Below are 19,031 nucleotides of genomic sequence, written 5' to 3' on the forward strand. Positions count from 1 at the left end.
AAATAATGTCAGCAACGATGAATGATTTTGACATAGCCATCTGCGGCGCAGGTCCGGTGGGACAAGTGCTCGCTTTGTTATTGCAGAAACATGGCATTGCAGCACAACGCATCGCCTTATTCGATGCCAAAACCAGTGACCAGGCGGAGCAGGATGCGCGCACGATTGCGCTGTCCTACGGCAGTCAGCAAATCCTGCAGATGGCGGGATGCTGGCCGGTACGGGCAACTGCCATCCGTGAAATCCATGTCTCCCGCCGCGGCTATTTTGGTCGTACGCTGATCCGGGCTGAAGAACATCAGGTACCGGCACTCGGTCAGGTCGCCTGCTATGGCGACATCATTCGCCCGATGCAGGCTGCGCTGGCGGCCACCGAGGTGCAGCAATTCCGGCCATGTCTGGTGGAAAACCTGGAGGAAGCTGACGATCATGTGCGGCTCAATCTGTATCAGCCCACAACGAACACCCGTTTCTGCAAAAGCGCCAATATTGTCGTGCAGGCGGAAGGCGGGACATTTTCAGACCAGTCGCAGCGATTGCAACGGCACGATTACCGGCAAACCGCCCTGATCGCCCATGTGGAATTTGAGCAACCCCGTCCTGGTCGCGCATTCGAGCGTTTCACAGAACAAGGTCCGCTGGCCCTGCTTCCTCAGGATCAGGGTTATGCGCTGGTCTGGTGTGTCCGCCCGGCACGGGCGGAGCAGCTGATGGGCCTCAGCGATACGAACTTCATCCAGGCATTGCAGCAGGAATTCGGTCAACGTATGGGCAAGCTGCGCAAGCTATCCGCCCGCTCGGCTTATCCTCTTGGCCTGAATGCGCAAGCCCAGGCGACAGCGCGTACGGTCTGTATCGGCAACGCCGCCCAGACCCTGCATCCGGTTGCCGGACAAGGGCTGAATCTAGGGCTGCGCGATGCCTACACGCTGGCGCAATGTCTGGGCAGGCAAGACAATGCCGGTCAGAATGTGTTGCAACAATTCCTGCAGCAAAGACATACTGACCGCCAGCTCACCATTCGGCTGACCGACACGCTGGCCCGTATTTTTGCGCAGGATGAGCACGCGCCGCTGACGCAGTCAGTGCTCGGGCTCGGGCTCGGTATGCTGGACATGATTCCACCGCTTAAAAAAGTTCTTGCCGGACACATGATGTATGGCTGGCGCTAAACTGATCCCTTTGATCCCTTTTAACCTTTGACAAACAGGAAAATCAATGAAATTACGTACCAAACGACGTTTGCTGAATTATGGCCGGCTATATAACTACCAGCTGGCCACTGTACTGAATGCCGCTTTTGAGGAATTCAAAGCCGACTTCATTCAGGAAGGGGAATCCGTCTCTGACTCGCAGGAAGCCTTGAAAAAACTGGGTAACAGCTATCGTTACTTTAAAAAATTCAGCCTGCGTTTTGTCATTACACGCTGACATAGCATGACAGCAAGGCGATGCAGCACCTCGCCGCCCTGCTGTCTCTGCACTGCGCCGGATCTGCCGGTTGCCGATCAGGGTGCATGCCCGGCATTCTGCAACGGTAGATCAGATAAGCAATCAGCCGATCGGCAAACCACTGACCGGCTTGATTTCTTCCATACAAATCATCGACCGCAGCGATGCCACTCCCGGCACCTGCATCAGGGTATCCGTCAGAAACAAAGACAAGCTCTTCAGGTCAGCCGCCACCACTTTCAGGATGTAATCAAAATCCCCGGAAATCGTGTGGCACTCAATAATGTTGGGGAACGCCATCAACTGCCGTTCTACTTCCCTGACATTGCGGAATTGTTCACGGTCCAGTGAAAGATTGACGAAAGCCATCACCCCCAGCCCCACCGCCTGAGGTGCCACCTGCGCCACATAACCGCGTATCACCTTTTTTTCTTCCAGCATCCTGACCCTGCGCAGGGTTTGCGGTGCAGACAAATGTATTTTTTCAGCCAGATGCAGATTGCTGATACGGCCATCATCCTGCAAGTGGCGCAAAATACTTAAATCGTAGTTATCCAACTTGACCTCTTTTCACGGACATTTTCTCAATTATTTTATATAAAACTTTATTTTAGAAATAAAAATACTTTTTTCAATAAAAATAGAAATTTTATTTCTCATTAAATAGAATCAACAACACATTTAGCAATCTTATTATCGCCGGGTCTGGCTACAATGACTATCAGGACTCGTTGTTTTGGAAAGCAAGGTTTTGCTTGAGGCTTTTGCGAAATGTGGAAAAATTTCGCAACAGCTTCCGGACATGCCTCAGATGCTGTATCTCTGGCTAAGTTCAATGACGATGTTCCAGACAGATCAATCAACATCACGGAGAACATCATGGTGACCTTCATCGGCACAAAGGAAATGCAAACCCATTTACGCCAGGTACGGCTTGAAACCGCGATTACGCGGATGGCGGAAATGATCAGGGAAGACTATCTGCGCTGGAGCAGTTTTGATAAATCAGCCCGTGTTGCCAATCATTCCGACATTGGCGTGATTGAGCTGATGCCAATTTCGGACGGGAAAAATTATTCGTTCAAGTATGTGAATGGCCACCCGAAAAATACTCAGGCCGGTTTGCTGACGGTAACCGCTTTCGGTGTACTGGCTGATGTTGCCACTGGCTATCCGCGCTTGCTGTCAGAGTTAACGCTCACGACCGCCATCCGCACGGCGGCGACGTCTGCCCTTGCGGCACGCTACATGGCACGGCCAGACAGCCGCAGCATGGCGCTGATCGGCAATGGCGCGCAAAGCGAATTTCAGGCCACCGCTTTTCATACCATGCTGGGGATTCAGGAATTGCGCGTCTTTGACGTTGATCCGGCAGCGACGGATAAACTGGTACGAAACTTAAGCGTCTATCCTGCATTGCGCGTCATCCGCGCCCGCTCGGTGGCAGAAGCCGTTAAAGGTGCAGATATTGTCACGACTGTGACAGCAGATAAAACCAATGCCGTCATCCTGACCGCCGAAATGACGGAACCCGGCATGCATATCAATGGCGTTGGCGGCGATTGTCCGGGAAAAACCGAGCTTGACGCCGGGATTTTGCAAAACGCACGTGTTGTGGTTGAATACGAACCGCAATCCAGAATAGAAGGCGAATTACAGCAGATGCCGGATGATTTTCAGGTCACCGAGTTATGGCAGGTGCTCAACGGCGATACAATGGGACGCGAGAATGCGCATCAAGTCACGGTATTCGATTCAGTCGGCTTTGCACTGGAAGACTTTTCTGCCATGCGTTATCTGGAAAAATACGTCGTGCAGAAAAATTCCCCCGTGCTGGATCTGATTCCGGAAATGCTGAATCCCAAAGATCTGTTTGGCATGGGAATGAACGGCACGATTGCCACGACACAGTCACCAGTCAGTTTCGCCGCGCCTGCAGTACCGATACAAGCAGTACACGCTTAATTTTTACTATCACGACCCATCATCATAAGAATGAAAACTATTTCCATCATCGGGGCGCCAACAGATGTCGGCGCCAGCGTCAGAGGTGCAGGCATGGGGCCTGATGCTCTGCGGGTAGCAGGACTGAATGAGGCGCTGGAAGCGCGTCAGCTCAGCGTCATTGACCACGGCAACCTGCATGGCCCGGCCAATCCCTGGGAGCAGCCAGTGAATGGCCTGCGCCATCTGACACAAGCCATCGACTGGAATCAGGCAGTTTATGATGCAGTCAGTGAAGCCTTGCTGAATGGCCATTTCCCGATGATGCTGGGTGGCGATCACTGCCTGGCTATCGGCTCAATCAGCGCAGTAGCGGCACACTGCCGCCGGGCCGGAAAAAAATTACGCGTTTTATGGTTTGACGCACATGCCGACAGCAATCTGTCCACCATCAGCCCGACCGGTAACATTCACGGTATGCCTGTCGCCTGCCTGATGGGACACGGCCCCAAAGAACTGATCGCTTATTCGGGCGTCACCCCGGCTATACAGCCCGCGGACATACGGCTGATCGGTATCCGCAGTGTGGATGCCGGAGAGAAAAAATTCATCCACGATATGGGTATGCAGGTTTTCGACATGCGCTATATCGATGAATACGGCATGCGCAATGTCATGAGTTCGGTGCTCGCCGGGTTAGATTCTGACACGCACCTTCATGTCAGTTTCGATATGGATTGCCTGGACCCCGGCATCGCTCCGGGTGTCGGTACGGCTGTATTAGGCGGCCCGACCTACCGCGAAGCACAGCTCTGCATGGAAATGATTGCCGATACCGGATTGCTGGCATCGCTCGATGTGGTGGAACTGAATCCGGCGCTGGACGTCCGCAACCAGACGGCTCTCCTGGCGGTTGACCTGATTGAAAGCCTGTTTGGAAAATCCACGCTGGTCAGAATGTGATCTGTACAAAAAAGCCGCTGATACAGCGGCTTTTTTGTAGCATGTTGCTTATTTTTTCCCTCCGGATGGCGTACCATTGGTCTGCCCCCCCATATTCGGAGGGCCCATGCCGGTTGTTTTCGCGCTCATCAGATTTTGCTGATTTTGTTTGTCCTGTTCCTGCTGAAAAGCAATTTTCTTCTCAACTGCTTTATTGTTTGCCACGATAAAATCTTCTGTGGCTATTTTCCATTGTTTCTGACGCTGCAACATTTCATCCAGCGTATTCTTTGCGTCACTTGCAGCAGAGGCATAAGCTTTATCCATACGCTCTGTCGCCGCATCCATTTCATCCTCGTTCATAAGACGTTCAATATCTTTAGGAATGACTTTTCCAGCCGGTAAAGAATTCGTCAGATTTTCAGCGAACCGGTTATAACACTTTGTCCAGGCCGAAAATTCATTCTGTACTTTTTTAATTTCCTCATTGGTTTTAGACACTTCAGGAATCACTGGCGTACCGCACTGAAATGCACTCAATTGCACCTCTTTGCCGTCAAATTGGCTGGTGTAGTATAAAATTTTCTCCCGATTGGCTGCACGGTCAGCAATTAATTTCAGAAATTCTCTACCTTTGACATTTCCTCCCATGGCAGACTGCCGGAAATATTTTTCTGCAATCTGTTCATCTCTTTTCACACCATCGCCATACCAGTAAAGCTCTCCCAGAGCTTCCTGAGCGTCCGCATTCCCATTCTGTGCCAGCTTGTTGTAAATCGGAATCGCATGTCCAAAATCCTTTTTATCCGCCAGCCTGGCGGCTTCTGTCAAATCATTCGCAAAAGCCAAGCCTGCAATACTCGATAAGAAGATAATACTGATCCATCGTTTCATACAACTTCCCCCGATTGAAATGAAGTACTGTGATTTTTATGATCCATGAATTCAAACAGCGTCATAAATGAGACTCAAGAAAATTTTTCAGAATACCCAGATAACTATGCGATCAACTGACGATGCGTTTTCTGCACTTCTCAGTTACGTTGAACTAACATGGATGTATTAATATATTAGTACAATATTTCATTAATTGGAAAAATTGAATGCCTTTAATGCACCAAAATTTGGCGACTGACTTCTGTTGAGACGTACTGCCGGTTGATTGACTGCATACAAATTTTCATTCATAAAAAAACCTCCTGCGAATACAGGAGGTTTTTGAAGGAAAAAGAAGCGGGTACGCGGATTACTCGACCGCTTTTACCATATCTTCAATGACTTTTTTGGCATCGCCAAATACCATCATGGTTTTGTCCATGTAGAACAGTTCATTGTCCAGTCCGGCATAACCGGAAGCCATAGAGCGTTTGTTCACGATTACCGTTTTTGCCTTGTAAGCTTCCAGAATCGGCATACCGGCAATCGGTGATTTCGGATCTTTGGCAGCAGGATTGACCACATCATTTGCGCCCAATACAAGAACCACGTCAGCCTGTCCGAATTCACTGTTGATGTCTTCCATCTCAAACACCTGGTCGTACGGAACTTCAGCTTCGGCCAGCAACACGTTCATGTGCCCCGGCATACGGCCAGCCACCGGATGAATCGCATATTTGACGGTAATGCCTTTGTGCGTCAGCTTTTCAGTCAGCTCTTTCAGCGCGTGCTGGGCACGAGCGACCGCCAGTCCATAGCCCGGAACGATAATCACGGTTTCTGCATTGCCCAGTAAGAAGGCCACATCGTCCGGAGAACCGGATTTCACGTTCCGCTGTACCTGTGTGCCAGCAGATGCTGCCGCTGCCTCACCACCGAAACCTCCGAGAATCACGTTAAAGAAGGAACGATTCATTGCCTTACACATGATGTAAGACAGGATGGCGCCGGAAGACCCTACCAGTGAGCCCGCAATAATCAGCATCGAATTATTGAGCGAAAAGCCAATTCCGGCAGCAGCCCAGCCTGAATAGCTGTTCAGCATCGAGACCACGACCGGCATATCAGCACCACCGATAGGAATGATGATCAGCACCCCCAATACAAAAGCGATAGCAGTCATCAGCAGGTAAGGTATCCATGCCGGCTGGGCGCCGGGTGCGAAGCAAAAAATCAGGCCGAAACCGATCATCGCTACTGCCAGCAGCAGGTTCAGCATATGCTGGCCGGTAAAGCTGACCGGCGCGCCCTGGAATAAACGGAATTTATATTTTCCGGACAACTTACCAAAAGCGATCACGGAACCCGAAAAAGTAATCGCACCGACAAATGTACCGATAAATAATTCCAGGCGATTGCCGAACGGAATGGCGGCATCACGTGCAGTGATATTAAAAATCCACGGCTCGGCCACAACCGAAACGGCAATACAGACGGCAGCCAGACCGATCAATGAGTGCATCGCAGCAACCAGTTCAGGCATTTTGGTCATTTCGACCCGTTTCGCCAGCGTTGCACCAATACCGCCGCCAACAATCACTCCCAGCGCCAGCAAACCGTAACCCAGACCGCTGCCAGCCGCTTCGTTTTTAAGTTTGACGATCAGTGCCACCGTGGTGAATACCGCCACCGCCATACCCGCCATGCCAAATGCATTGCCGCGACGCGCCGTCGATGGGTGGGACAAACCTTTCAATGCCTGAATAAAGCAGACCGATGCGATCAGATACAGCATCGTAACGAGATTCATGCTCATTATTTGCTCTCCCTCGCGTTTGTTTTGTTCTCTTTTTTCTTGAACATTTCCAGCATCCTCTGGGTCACCAGAAATCCGCCGAAAACGTTAACCGCAGCCAATGCCACGGCAACGGTTCCCATAACCTGCGCCAGCAAGCCTTCCGTCAGACCGGCAGCCAGCATGGCGCCGACAATGATGATGGCGGAAATAGCATTGGTGACCGCCATCAAAGGCGTATGCAATGCCGGAGTGACCGTCCACACCACGTGATAGCCCACATAAATGGCGAGCACAAAGATGATGAGATTGGTAAGGGTATGACTAACTTCCATGGTGTCCTCTCTGTTTTTTGGATTAAGACATGCAAATCAGTTCAGATGCAGCACGCCCGACATGATGTCTCACTTCCATCGCAGTTTTACTTCAGATGGCGGCAGTGAGATTCAGCGGAAAGCGGCTGCATATGCGCTTCAATTACTCCTTCAGACCGGTGATCTGGTTTTTTGCGTTAACAAAAACCACTTTCGGCTTGTACCCGCTGGCTTCCTGTTCCGTCATCGGGGCGTAGGTACAAATGATCATCAGGTCTCCCAGCTGTACACGGCGGGCTGCGGCGCCATTTAATGAGATTTCGCCGCTGCCACGTTTGCCTTTGATGGCATAGGTGGAAAAGCGCTCGCCGTTATTGACGTTGTACAGCTCGATCTGTTCGTTCTCGATGATATTCGCAGCGTCGAGCAGATCTTCATCGATACCACAGGAACCTTCATAGTGGAGATCGCACTGGGTCACAGTGGCGCGATGAATTTTGGCGCGGAGCATATTTCTTTGCATGGTGTTTCTGCTTTCTGATACCTGTTACTCAAATACTGATTGTTTCTCAAATTACTTCTTCAACACTTCGCCGCCGGCACACAGCAAAGTGGCTGCGACAATCTCATCCTCGCGGTTGATCGCAAGCTGCGCATCCTTATCGATAATCAGCTTCAGGAAATCCAGCACGTTGCGGGCGTACAGCGCGGAAGCATCTGCCGCCACCAGTGTCGCCAGGTTCGGCTCGCCGATGATATGTACACCATGTTTAGTGACTGTCTTCCCGAGTTCGGATAAAGGACAGTTTCCACCCTGCTCTACCGCCATATCGACAATCACAGAACCCGGCTTCATTGCCTTGACAGTTTCTTCCGAAATCAGCACCGGCGCTTGACGACCGGGAATCAGCGCTGTGGTGATGATGATGTCGGCCTGTTTCGCACGCTCATGCACCAGCGCAGCCTGACGCTGCATCCATGCTGCAGGCATAGGACGTGCATACCCCCCGGTTCCTTGCGCAATCTCGCGCTCCTCATCGGTTTCATAAGGAACGTCAATAAACTTTGCGCCCAGGGATTCGACCTGTTCTTTCACCGGTGGACGGACATCGGAAGCTTCAATCACAGCACCGAGACGCTTTGCCGTCGCGATCGCCTGCAGGCCTGCAACTCCGACGCCCATAATCAGCACCCGGGCAGCCTTGACAGTTCCTGCGGCAGTCATCAGCATCGGCATGAAACGCTGATAAGTGTTCGCTGCCAGCATCACGGCTTTATATCCGGCAATATTCGCCTGAGAAGACAATACATCCATAGACTGCGCACGGGTGATCCGCGGCGCAGCTTCCAGTGCAAAGGCACTCAGACCATGTGCCGCCATGGCGGCAATATTTTCTGCATCAAAGGGATTCAGCATACCGATCAGGACGGTGCCGGACTTGATCAAAGCCCGCTCGCCTGCATCAGGAGCCCGCACCTTCAGCACCAGTTCGGCACCGAATGCGTCGGCAGCCGAACCCAGCTGTGCGCCGGCTGCCAGATAAGCTTCATCCGTGATACTCGAGGCCACACCAGCACCAGACTGCACAATCACCTGATGTTTTGCAGCAATGTACTTCTTGATGGTTTCCGGAGTTGCCGCAACGCGCGTCTCCCCGGGCCGAGTCTCGGCGGGAATGCCGATTTTCATAGATTTGCTCCCTGATTAAGTGAATAAAATCGTTCATCACACGCACCCGTCTTTACATCGCATGCAGTACGGCAACACAAGATGTTTCTGTCAGATGACGTGCTTAACTGCGACCTGTCTGTCCTGCCTCACAGGGGTTTATGCCCACACATTGCAGTCACAGAGGCCAAATGCTTACCTGAAGCTTACATTTAATATTCGACAACGATATTACACGGAAAATGTTTTTTAGCACAACCGTTCGTTTTTTATTATTTTCTGTATTATTTTGATAAAAATATAGAATTCCCAATTACCGGATATTTTCATGAGAATTTATTTTTATCTTTAAAAACAATCACTTAAAAATTCCTATTACCGATTTGAATTGGTAATTTCAAAATTCCGACCAAAAATCCGGGTGGCGAAGCCGCCATTAGATCAATTCTGCATTAGCTAATTCGCTTTCAGATTTGCTGGATTGCCACATAAATTCTGACGGCAAAGTAAAATGTCACCCTCATTGAGAAAAGTTATGTCTGCTATCTGGAAACCATCTGTCACTGTCGCCGCTGTCATCGAATCCAATAAACGTTTTCTGATGGTGGAAGAAGAAACGCCGGAAGGCATCCGCATCAACCAGCCTGCCGGTCATCTGGATTCGGGCGAATCACTCGAACAGGCGGTTATCCGGGAAACGCTGGAAGAAACCGCGCACGATTTCACGCCTACCGCGCTGATCGGGACTTATCTGTCACGCTATGTATCGCCCACCGGTGAGCAGGTGACTTATCTGCGCTTTGCCTTTACCGGCGAGCTGGGTCAGCAATATGACCGTCCGCTCGATACCGGCATACTGCGCACGATCTGGATGAGCTATAACGACATTCTGCACAGCGAACACCTTCATCGCAGTCCGCTGGTGCTGCAATGTATTGACGATTATCTGCGGGGTAAGCGCGCGCCGCTTTCCCTGCTGTTTACCCATCCGAGCGCCTTATGAGCAAGAAAAAAGTTGTGATTGGTATGTCCGGCGGCGTGGATTCCTCCGTTTCCGCCTGGCTGCTCAAAGAACAGGGCTACGAAGTCATTGGTCTTTTCATGAAAAACTGGGAGGACGACGACGATTCCGAATATTGCTCAACCCGCGAAGACTGGATCGATGCGGTCAGCGTCGCCGATGTGGTCGGCGTGGATATTGAAGCCGTCAATTTCGCCAGCGAATACAAAGACCGCGTATTTGCTGAGTTTTTGCGTGAATATCAGGCCGGACGCACACCCAATCCGGATGTCCTGTGCAATGCCGAAATCAAATTCAAGGCATTTCTCGACCATGCGATGAAACTGGGAGCGGACTATATCGCAACCGGCCACTATGCGCGCGTGCGCGAAATGCATGGTGAATTTCAGTTATTGAAAGCGCTGGACGCGAGCAAGGACCAAAGTTATTTTCTGCACCGGCTGAATCAGAAGCAACTGGCGAATACCTTGTTCCCGCTCGGTGAAATTCATAAAACCGAAGTCCGGAAAATTGCCGAGCAACTGCAGCTGCCGAATGCCAAGAAAAAAGATTCGACCGGCATCTGTTTTATTGGCGAGCGTCCGTTCCGGGAATTTTTAAATCGCTACCTGTCCTACCAACCTGGCGACATTAAAACTGCTGAAGGCGAAGTCATCGGTCAGCATGTCGGCCTGAGTTTTTATACGCTGGGTCAGCGCAAGGGCATCGGTATTGGCGGGATCAAATCGCACCAGAATCAAGATGGCAGCAGCGATGCATGGTATGTGGCGCGCAAAGATGTGGCCAATAACACTTTGTATGTAGTGCAGGGCCATGACCATCCCTGGTTGCTGTCGGCGGCACTGGACGCCACGCAAGTCAGCTGGATCGCCGGACACGCTCCGGAGCAAACGGCATTATCCGCCAAGACGCGTTATCGTCAGCCTGATGTCGCCTGCAACTTCGCTGGCAACAACGAGCATTTTTCGCTGCAATTCCCAGACCCGCAATGGGCAGTCACACCCGGACAATCCGCCGTTTTATATGATGGCGATATCTGCCTCGGTGGCGGCATCATCCATTCCGCACATCCATAAGCCCGTCTGCCCCGCACCAGTCATGGCCGGGGCAGCATTTCGCTGCATCACTGCCATCTCTGCATCCCGCCAGCACAGATCACCCAGAAAAAGGTGATTGCCGAATATTATTTATCTATTTTTAAACATTCAGAGCAATCTTCAGCTGCCTTGGTGTAACCATACATGACGAAAAGCCTTGCCTCTGCTGCTATTTGATACGTTTTATTGCTTTACATTTAAAATTTATGAAATTATATTTACATTCCCATTTCACCGGAATCGCCAGCCCATCATGAATCATCCTGATATGCAAGCCCTCGGCGGCACTGTCAATGCACGTATTGGCAAGGTTTATATGAGTCTGTCCAAAGCCCACAAAAAAGCGGCTGACTATGTGCTCTCCAATGTATTCCGGTCGGCCACCATGTCCATTGATGAATTAGCCAATGCGGTGGGAATTTCTGTCGCCACCGCCAACCGGTTTGCGCGGGCGCTGGGATTTGAAGGTTATCCGCAATTCCGCGCCGAACTGGTTTGCGGATTCGAGGCCATGCTGGCGCCAATTGATAATTTGCGCAGTGAAGTGCAGCGGCCCGCCACCAGCACGGAAATCATCGCCGGTTCACTGAACGAAGACCTTGCCAATCTGGAAGCCACACGCCGCGGACTCGATCCGGAATTATGCAATCAGGCAGTTAAAATGATTCTGAATGCAGAACGGATTTATGTTGTCGGATACGGTGCAAGCGCTTATCTGGGCGGCTTAATGGCGCACAGTCTCGATCCGTTTTGTAATACGGTGCAATCCACCATCGGCACCGGCGGCCCTTCTGCCGTAGCCCGCCAGCTGTTCAAATATACCGAACGTGATCTGGTGATCGGCATTTCCTTTCCCCGCTATGCGGAAGATGTCGTAACGATCCTGCGCCAGGTCGGAGAAAAAAATGTTCCGGTACTGGCACTGACGGATGCGCCCAGTTCGCCACTGGCGGCGCTGGCAGACATTACGCTGTACGCGCAGACCCGCCGCCATTTTTCGCCGAATTCGGAAGGTGCGGCACTGTGTCTGATCGAAGCTATCTGCAGCGCAGTCGCGCATCAGGCAAAAGCACCGGTTCATGCTGCATCGGAAATGACCAAATTTGTTCTGCCGTGGCTTTATCAGGAACCAAATGCCAGCATGCGCAAGAGCCTGACATCGGAAATCAAATCCATCGATGATAACCGTCCGGCCTGATGTGATTTCTGTGGCATCACCGCGGTCAGACACTGGTATGAAAAAAGCCTTCAGGGAAGCAATTTCCTGAAGGCTTTTTTCATCTCTCTGTCGCATGGACCAGTCAGCCCGCAATGACCGGGCCATGCGATCCGTTGAATAGATAAATTACGATCTGATCAGGTAATCAAATGCACTCAGCGCTGCTTTTGCCCCTTCGCCGACAGCAATCACGATCTGCTTATACGGCACTGTCGTGACGTCACCGGCAGCAAACACGCCCGGCAGGGAAGTCTGTCCACGCGCATTGACTTCGATTTCGCCATGACGTGACAGGCTCAGCGTATCTTTCAGCCATTCTGTATTTGGCACCAGGCCAATCTGCACAAACACACCTTCGAGTTCAACACGGTGCACACTGTTATTGCTGCGATCCTGATAACTGATGCCATTCACTTTCTGGCCATCACCATGAATTTCTGTCGTCTGCGCCTGCGTAATCACAGTCACATTCGGCAGGCTGTGCAATTTGCGCTGCAATACCGCATCGGCACGCAATTCCGCAGCGAATTCCAGCAAGGTGACATGGCTGACAATGCCGGCCAGATCAATCGCGGCTTCCACGCCGGAATTACCGCCGCCAATGACGGCAACCCGTTTGCCTTTAAACAAGGGGCCATCGCAGTGCGGACAGTAAGCCACGCCGTGGTTACGGTATTCTTTTTCACCCGGCACATTCACTTCACGCCAACGGGCACCTGTTGCCAGAATCACGCTTTTCGCTCTGAGCGTCGCGCCACTGGCTAACTGCACTTCGGTCAGTCCGTCTTTTTGCACCAGTTTTTCTGCACGTTGCAGATTATTGATATCGACATCATAAGTTTTGACATGCTGCTCAAGCGCCGCAGCGAACTTCGGTCCTTCTGTCTCCGTCACGGATACAAAATTTTCAATCGACATGGTATCAAGTACCTGCCCGCCAAAGCGCTCTGCAACGACGCCGGTGCGTATTCCTTTGCGGGCGGCATAAATCGCTGCGGCTGCACCGGCAGGGCCACCGCCGACGATCAACACATCGTAAGTCTCTTTTGCATTCAGCTTTTCCGCAGCGCGCTGGGTTGTGCCGGTATCCAGTTTGGCCAGAATTTCCTCTACCGACATACGTCCCTGACCAAATACCTGGCCATTCAGATACACCGTCGGCACTGCCATGATCTGGCGCTGCTCCACTTCGCTCTGAAACAGCGCACCATCTATGGTCACGGATTGAATGCGCGGATTGAGTACCGCCATCAGATTGAGTGACTGAACCACTTCCGGGCAGTTCTGGCAGCTCAGGGAAATATAAGTCTCAAAATGGAAATCGCCATCGAGCTGCTGTATTTGCTGAATCACATCCGCATCAACTTTTGGCGGATGGCCGCCGGTCTGCAGCAAAGCCAGTACCAGCGAGGTGAACTCATGCCCCATCGGGATACCTGCAAAGCGCAGGGAAATGGCCTGTCCCGGTGAAGTGATCGCAAATGAAGGTTTGCGTTCTGCATCATCACGTTGTTCGACAACGGAAATTTTTTCAGACAACTCAGCAATCTCACGCAGCAGTTCCTGCATTTCCCCCGACGTCTTACTGTCGTCCAGCGATGCCACTAACTGAACAGGCCGGGTCAGGCGTTCCAGGTAAGACTTTAATTGCGTTTTGAGTGTGTTGTCTAACATGATGCGTCTTTCTGATTCGTGATGAAAAGCTCCTCAGAGCCGCTGCTGCAGGCAGACAACGTTGTCATCAGGCTGTCTGCCGGGGATATGTGCGGTACTGTGTGCGGTACTGAGGAGCGGTGCTGCAGGCAGGACTCAGATCTTGCCGACCAGATCCAGAGATGGTGTCAGTGTTTCTGCGCCTGGTGTCCATTTTGCAGGGCATACTTCACCTGGGTGGTTAGCCACGTATTGCGCTGCCTGCACTTTACGCAGCAGTTCTTTTGCGTCACGGCCGATACCATTGTCGTGCACTTCCATGACTTTGATTTCGCCAGCCGGATTCACAACGAACGTACCGCGCAGCGCCAGACCTTCTTCTTCGATCAGCACTTCGAAGTTACGGGAAATCTGCAGTGTCGGATCGGCCAGCATCGGGTACTGGATTTTAGCGATGGTGTCAGACGTGTCGTGCCATGCTTTGTGTGTGAAGTGGGTGTCGGTAGAAACAGAGTAGATTTCTACGCCCAGCTTTTTGAACTCTTCGTAATGATCAGCCAGGTCGCCCAGTTCTGTCGGGCAAACAAATGTGAAGTCTGCTGGATAGAACACGAATACCGACCATTTTCCAGCCAGATCTTCATTGGCGACCGGAACGAATTTGCCATTGTGGTAAGCAGTGGATTTGAATGGTTTGATAGTTGTATTGATCAGTGACATGGTGATTTCCTTTGTGGTTAAAACACGTTCGAAGTAACGGGTTCAAATGATAAAGCGTTTTAATACATTTAAATAGTAAATTAATTTTATAAAAACAATTAATTTTAACTATCAAGCTTAGTATACCGTATTCTGATGAAACTGCGATGTCACCCCATCAATGCGCACGTCTTTCAGGCTGACTGGCACACCATAGTCCATATTCCGTTTTTTAGCTGAACGACATTCGTTGCGATGACGAGGAAAAATGGCTGCGCCGCAGGCAGGACAAAATACCCGCTTTCATTCGCGTCAACGTTATAATTCCCGACCACTTCACCTTCAGGAAATCTATCGTGTCTGACCGACTTGCCGTGCTTCCTCAATACCTGCTCCCCAAAAAAGCATTGACCATGCTGGCCGGGAAACTGGCACATGCCAGAGCAGGTCAGCTGACGACCAGCGTGATCCGCTGGTTCGTGCAACGCTATCAGGTGAATATGGAGGAGGCTGCGAATCCTGATCCCGGCAGTTACCGAAGTTTCAATGAATTTTTTACCCGCCCTCTGCGCGCAGGCATCCGTCCGCTGGCGGATGCCGATCTGGTGTGCCCTGTGGATGGCGCTATCAGTCAGTTCGGGCCGGTTGCCAAAGGTCAGATTTTTCAAGCAAAAGGACATGACTATTCAGCAACGGCACTGCTGGGCGGTAATCAACAACTGGCATCGCCCTTTCAGAACGGCTGCTTTGCCACGATTTATCTGAGCCCGCGGGATTATCACCGGATTCATATGCCTTGTGACGGAACGCTCACGCGCATGGTGTACGTGCCGGGTGACCTGTTTTCTGTCAACCCGACGACAGCACGCGGCGTGCCCGGTCTGTTCGCCCGTAATGAGAGAGTAGTTTGTTTCTTCGATTCAGCCCGTGGTCCGTTTGTGATGGTGCTGGTCGGAGCCACGATTGTCGGCAGCATGGCGACGGTATGGCATGGCACCGTGAACCCACCGCGCAGCGGTGATATCCGCGAATGGAATTACACCGGACAAAATATCAGGCTCGAAAAAGGCGATGAAATGGGACGCTTCATGCTCGGCTCCACCGTCGTGCTTCTGTTTCCCGATAATACGATGCAATTTAACCCTGCATGGCAAGCCGCAAAGCCGGTTCGTCTGGGTGAATGCATGGCAGATTACGCCGCATCCTGACCTGTCTTACCGGAGTCACCAAAAAGCCCATGTCATACATGGGCTTTTTTTTATTTCTGCCATTGAGGCCAGTCATGCCGCTGATTTCTGCTGTAACCAAGAGCAACGCTCAAACCGTATGGCTTTACCTTCATTTTTGCTTCCGATCACATCGTTGATAAAAAAAACTTGCAATGCATCTCAAATTAAACAATAATTTAAATAAGAATTATTCTCGTTTAGATTTGAAAATTATGATAACCATTCCCTCTGCGATTCAAACACCCTCCGGCGATGCCTTCGCTGACCAGATGCCGGGCAATTGCCAACCGCCCGCCATTCCCCGCATCAAAAGCAGCGATCTGATGCCGCGGCACAGAGAGCTGGAAATCGATCATGGCGGACGTATTTATCGTTTACGGATCACGCAGCTCAATAAGCTGATCCTGACCGCATGAAATGCATGTAATTCCGTCCGGCATTCTGGATTAACGCCCACCCTTCTCACTTTTGGACACATATGATGCGCACCGACCAATCACTGAATTCAAATACCGCTACTGCGACAGCAACTTCCTCCCAGCCGGAATTACTGGTCTCTGCTGTATTGCATCTGATGTCGCATTACACCGTGCAATCCGGCCAGACCAATGGGGAAGGCGCCTGCATCAAACTGGCCTCCGTGATTGAACGGCATCTGAAAGTGCTGTCGGATCTGCCGGAGCTGGCGCCTGTTCTGCGCGCAACCTGCCAGCAGCTCTCCGAGCAGTGGGAAATCCTGATTCACCATAATTTGTCGCGCCAGGCGCCTGCTAAACGCTTTGGCTGGCTGCACCCGAAAAACGCTTAAACTCAGAGGTATTTCCATGATTGTCTGCGTCTGCAATAACGTCTCCGATAAGAAAATCCAGCGTGCTGTTGAACAGGGCATGAGTACGATGTCGGAACTGCGCACGCATCTGCAGGTTGCGACCTGCTGCGGCAAATGTGCCGGCTGCGCCCGGGAAGTACTGCAGAAATGTCTGCAAGCCACATCTCATGAACCCAGCGGCATGCGCGGTCTGCTCCAAAAAGTTCACTTCCAGCCTGATCCTGTCGCCATATGAGTCCGTTTGCCATGCCCCTTGCATTTGGTTCACAGCCGGTTCTGCGGACCTCACGCCTGTTACCTTTCAGCATCATTGTCATAGCGCACCTGATGCTGATTATCGCCCTGCAACACATCCTGTTACCGGACACGGCACCGGCAGCGCCAAAAGCAATCGTCATGACGCTGCTGACACCGCCACCACCTCCGGCGGCGGCCGTTGCCACGCAACGCGCTATTCAACCGGTTACCCCCGCAGTTTCGCATCCGGTTCTCGCAGAACCGTCTCCTGTCAACATCGCGCCTGCGCCTGAAGCCACGTTCGTGCCGCCTGCGATTGCCGTGATTACACCAGCGACAGCTCCCGCCATAACAGAAACAACACATGGCACTGCCACCCATCCGACACCTCCGGCAATCAGGCAGATCAGCGAAGTACAGTACATCCGCGCACCGCAGGCCGAATACCCGCCTATGGCAAAGCGCATGGGCGAACAGGGAAAAGTCACGCTGACTGTTCTGGTCAATGAAAAAGGTCACGCCGAACGCGTCGATATCCAGAAAACATCCGGCTCGCAACGGCTGGATGAAGCAGCCCGGCAGGCATTGATGCGTGCGGTATTCAAACCTTACGTCGAAGATGGCAAACCCTTGCCGGTGATGGCTTTTGCAACGATCAGTTTTTCACTTGATACCTGAGACCTGTCGGCCGTCAGAATTTTTATACCTGTCATCCAGCTAACTTGCTATGATGAATGCATCCAGATCATTCATGAAAGGATGCAAAATGAAAGGCGATGCGGCAGTCATCAAATTGCTCAATGCGCAACTGACGAATGAACTCAGTGCGATCAACCAGTATTTTCTGCATGCCCGGATGTATAAACACTGGGGGCTCGATAAGATTGCGAAAAAGGAATACGAAGAATCTATCGGTGAAATGAAGCACGCCGATAAGCTGATTGACCGCATTCTGATGCTGGACGGACTACCCAATCTTCAGGCTCTGCACAAGCTCATGATCGGTGAGGATACGCTGGAAATGTTGGAGTGCGACCTCAAACTCGAAACCGCAGCACAGCAAACCGTCAAAGAAGGAATTGCGACTGCTGAAGCCTGCGCCGACTACGTGTCACGCGACTTGTTTCAATTGATTCTGGAAGATACCGAAGAGCATATCGACTGGCTGGAAACCCAGATTGAACTGATAGAAAAAGTCGGCACCCAGAATTATCTGCAGTCCCAGATGTCCTCCAGCGAGTAAGTCTCCGGAAAACAGGAACCGTCATACTTCACATTCAGCAATAAAAAAGGATGGCGCATTGCCATCCTTTTTTATTGAACACATTTGCAATCAGCGAAATAAGCTTATTGAGGAATCGTTTCTTTGAACGAAGGACGTTCCGATAATTTATCAAACAGTTTTGCCAGATTCGGGTAATCATCCCGCCAGGCGATGTCGGGGAAACGGAAATTCAGCCAGCCCAGGGCACAGCCGACACTGATATCCGCCAGCGTCAGATGATTGCCGCAGCAGACGGCCGACTCCCCCAGCCCTTCCGACATGGCTTTCAGACTGGCGCTAACCTTACCCATCTGACGTGTGATCCATTCTTCGCTTTGCTGTTGTTCAGGCCGTAAGGTCTTTTCAAGGCGCACCAGAATAGCGGCATCCAGCAAACCATCTGCCAGCGCTTCCCAGCATTTCACTTCGGCACGTTCGCGCCCCAGACCGGGAATCAGCTTGCCAACCGGAGTCAGCGTGTCGAGGTATTCAACGATGACGCGGGAATCGAACATCGCGCCACCATCTTCCATTAGCAGGCATGGCACTTTCCCCAGAGGATTGGACTGCTGAATCGTCGTGTCAGCCGCCCACACATTTTCCTGAAGAAATGCATAGTCAAGCTTTTTTTCCGCCATAACGACGCGGACTTTTCTTACGTAAGGACTGGTGGTAGAGCCAATGAGTTTCATAAATTTCAATAAAATGATTTGCTGCAAATTATAACATCGGGCCATGACCGGACGAGACTGGTCAGATGTGAACAAGCTTTACACGCGCAGCCAGAAACA

The 19,031-nt window shown here is 51.4% G+C and carries 22 protein-coding genes; 13 read left to right on the top strand and 9 right to left on the bottom strand.

What is annotated here, in order from left to right:
• The first annotated feature begins 17 nt into the window (after positions 1-17).
• Both H8K27_RS09355 and H8K27_RS09360 read left to right on the top strand, forming a co-directional pair.
• Entirely contained in the window at positions 18-1,172 is a 1,155-nt protein-coding gene (locus H8K27_RS09355) for an FAD-dependent monooxygenase (protein ID WP_186862912.1), read from the top strand.
• 46 nt (positions 1,173-1,218) lie between these two features.
• On the top strand, positions 1,219-1,431 hold the full coding sequence (locus tag H8K27_RS09360) for a hypothetical protein (RefSeq protein ID WP_176802708.1): 213 nt from the start codon (positions 1,219-1,221) through the stop codon (positions 1,429-1,431).
• A 123-nt stretch (positions 1,432-1,554) separates the two neighbouring features.
• On the opposite strand, the gene H8K27_RS09365 is transcribed toward H8K27_RS09360, so the two are convergent.
• Positions 1,555-2,010 carry an Lrp/AsnC family transcriptional regulator gene (locus H8K27_RS09365; RefSeq protein WP_186862913.1) on the bottom strand — a complete coding sequence of 152 codons (456 nt, stop codon included), beginning with the start codon at positions 2,008-2,010 and terminating at the stop codon, positions 1,555-1,557.
• A 321-nt stretch (positions 2,011-2,331) separates the two neighbouring features.
• On the opposite strand from H8K27_RS09365, the gene H8K27_RS09370 reads away from it, so the two are divergent.
• Together H8K27_RS09370 and rocF are read left to right on the top strand one after the other, a co-directional pair.
• Positions 2,332-3,417, top strand: a complete 1,086-nt coding sequence (locus H8K27_RS09370) for an ornithine cyclodeaminase (RefSeq protein WP_186862914.1) — start codon at positions 2,332-2,334, stop codon at positions 3,415-3,417.
• A gap of 30 nt (positions 3,418-3,447) precedes the next feature.
• On the top strand, positions 3,448-4,359 hold the full coding sequence (rocF, locus tag H8K27_RS09375) for an arginase (RefSeq protein WP_186862915.1): 912 nt from the start codon (positions 3,448-3,450) through the stop codon (positions 4,357-4,359).
• Between the two features lie 48 nt (positions 4,360-4,407).
• Here the strand turns inward: rocF and H8K27_RS09380 are convergent, their stop codons facing one another.
• The 5 genes from H8K27_RS09380 to H8K27_RS09400 form a co-directional block, all read right to left on the bottom strand.
• Positions 4,408-5,232 carry a tetratricopeptide repeat protein gene (locus H8K27_RS09380; protein WP_186862916.1) on the bottom strand — a complete coding sequence of 275 codons (825 nt, stop codon included), beginning with the start codon at positions 5,230-5,232 and terminating at the stop codon, positions 4,408-4,410.
• Positions 5,233-5,584: 352 nt separating this feature from the next.
• The gene (locus H8K27_RS09385) at positions 5,585-7,030 is read right to left on the bottom strand and encodes an NAD(P)(+) transhydrogenase (Re/Si-specific) subunit beta (protein WP_186862917.1); all 1,446 of its coding nucleotides are present in this window, start codon (positions 7,028-7,030) and stop codon (positions 5,585-5,587) included.
• A complete protein-coding gene (locus H8K27_RS09390; protein ID WP_186862918.1) occupies positions 7,030-7,344 on the bottom strand; it encodes an NAD(P) transhydrogenase subunit alpha part 2 in 315 nt (104 codons plus the stop codon). The genes H8K27_RS09385 and H8K27_RS09390 overlap by 1 nt, the downstream gene beginning before the upstream one ends.
• A 142-nt stretch (positions 7,345-7,486) precedes the next feature.
• Positions 7,487-7,846 (bottom strand): aspartate 1-decarboxylase, encoded by a 360-nt coding sequence (panD, locus tag H8K27_RS09395; RefSeq protein WP_186862919.1) that lies wholly within the window; start codon positions 7,844-7,846, stop codon positions 7,487-7,489.
• 51 nt (positions 7,847-7,897) lie between these two features.
• Positions 7,898-9,013: a Re/Si-specific NAD(P)(+) transhydrogenase subunit alpha gene (locus tag H8K27_RS09400; protein ID WP_186862920.1), complete on the bottom strand. Its 1,116-nt coding sequence runs from the start codon at positions 9,011-9,013 to the stop codon at positions 7,898-7,900.
• A 514-nt stretch (positions 9,014-9,527) separates the two neighbouring features.
• Between H8K27_RS09400 and H8K27_RS09405 the strand changes: the two genes are divergently transcribed.
• From H8K27_RS09405 to H8K27_RS09415, 3 genes are all read left to right on the top strand, one after another.
• Entirely contained in the window at positions 9,528-9,995 is a 468-nt protein-coding gene (locus H8K27_RS09405) for an NUDIX hydrolase (RefSeq protein WP_186862921.1), read from the top strand.
• Positions 9,992-11,089 (top strand): tRNA 2-thiouridine(34) synthase MnmA, encoded by a 1,098-nt coding sequence (gene mnmA / locus H8K27_RS09410; RefSeq protein WP_186862922.1) that lies wholly within the window; start codon positions 9,992-9,994, stop codon positions 11,087-11,089. Before H8K27_RS09405 ends, mnmA begins: the two co-directional genes overlap by 4 nt.
• A gap of 274 nt (positions 11,090-11,363) precedes the next feature.
• The gene (locus H8K27_RS09415) at positions 11,364-12,308 is read left to right on the top strand and encodes a MurR/RpiR family transcriptional regulator (RefSeq protein WP_186862923.1); all 945 of its coding nucleotides are present in this window, start codon (positions 11,364-11,366) and stop codon (positions 12,306-12,308) included.
• A gap of 147 nt (positions 12,309-12,455) precedes the next feature.
• Here the strand turns inward: H8K27_RS09415 and ahpF are convergent, their stop codons facing one another.
• Positions 12,456-14,003, bottom strand: coding sequence for an alkyl hydroperoxide reductase subunit F (gene ahpF / locus H8K27_RS09420; protein ID WP_186862924.1), 1,548 nt, complete (start codon positions 14,001-14,003; stop codon positions 12,456-12,458).
• Positions 14,004-14,138: 135 nt separating this feature from the next.
• Entirely contained in the window at positions 14,139-14,702 is a 564-nt protein-coding gene (gene ahpC, locus H8K27_RS09425; protein ID WP_186862925.1) for an alkyl hydroperoxide reductase subunit C, read from the bottom strand.
• Between the two features lie 335 nt (positions 14,703-15,037).
• Between ahpC and asd the strand changes: the two genes are divergently transcribed.
• From asd to bfr, 6 genes are all read left to right on the top strand, one after another.
• The gene (gene asd, locus H8K27_RS09430) at positions 15,038-15,889 is read left to right on the top strand and encodes an archaetidylserine decarboxylase (RefSeq protein ID WP_186862926.1); all 852 of its coding nucleotides are present in this window, start codon (positions 15,038-15,040) and stop codon (positions 15,887-15,889) included.
• Positions 15,890-16,179: 290 nt separating this feature from the next.
• Positions 16,180-16,326 carry a hemin uptake protein HemP gene (gene hemP / locus H8K27_RS09435; RefSeq protein WP_186863114.1) on the top strand — a complete coding sequence of 49 codons (147 nt, stop codon included), beginning with the start codon at positions 16,180-16,182 and terminating at the stop codon, positions 16,324-16,326.
• A 65-nt stretch (positions 16,327-16,391) separates the two neighbouring features.
• Positions 16,392-16,718 (top strand): hypothetical protein, encoded by a 327-nt coding sequence (locus tag H8K27_RS09440; protein ID WP_230419182.1) that lies wholly within the window; start codon positions 16,392-16,394, stop codon positions 16,716-16,718.
• Between the two features lie 16 nt (positions 16,719-16,734).
• Positions 16,735-16,974, top strand: coding sequence for a (2Fe-2S)-binding protein (locus H8K27_RS09445; RefSeq protein WP_186862927.1), 240 nt, complete (start codon positions 16,735-16,737; stop codon positions 16,972-16,974).
• Between the two features lie 11 nt (positions 16,975-16,985).
• Positions 16,986-17,654, top strand: coding sequence for an energy transducer TonB (locus H8K27_RS09450; RefSeq protein WP_186862928.1), 669 nt, complete (start codon positions 16,986-16,988; stop codon positions 17,652-17,654).
• 88 nt (positions 17,655-17,742) lie between these two features.
• The gene (gene bfr / locus H8K27_RS09455; RefSeq protein WP_186862929.1) at positions 17,743-18,219 is read left to right on the top strand and encodes a bacterioferritin; all 477 of its coding nucleotides are present in this window, start codon (positions 17,743-17,745) and stop codon (positions 18,217-18,219) included.
• A 104-nt stretch (positions 18,220-18,323) separates the two neighbouring features.
• Here the strand turns inward: bfr and H8K27_RS09460 are convergent, their stop codons facing one another.
• Positions 18,324-18,932 carry a glutathione S-transferase N-terminal domain-containing protein gene (locus H8K27_RS09460; protein WP_186862930.1) on the bottom strand — a complete coding sequence of 203 codons (609 nt, stop codon included), beginning with the start codon at positions 18,930-18,932 and terminating at the stop codon, positions 18,324-18,326.
• Positions 18,933-19,031: the final 99 nt, after the last annotated feature.

It is taken from the genome of Cognatundibacterium griseum, from assembly GCF_014284195.1.
Classification (GTDB): domain Bacteria; phylum Pseudomonadota; class Gammaproteobacteria; order Burkholderiales; family Burkholderiaceae_D; genus Undibacterium; species Undibacterium griseum.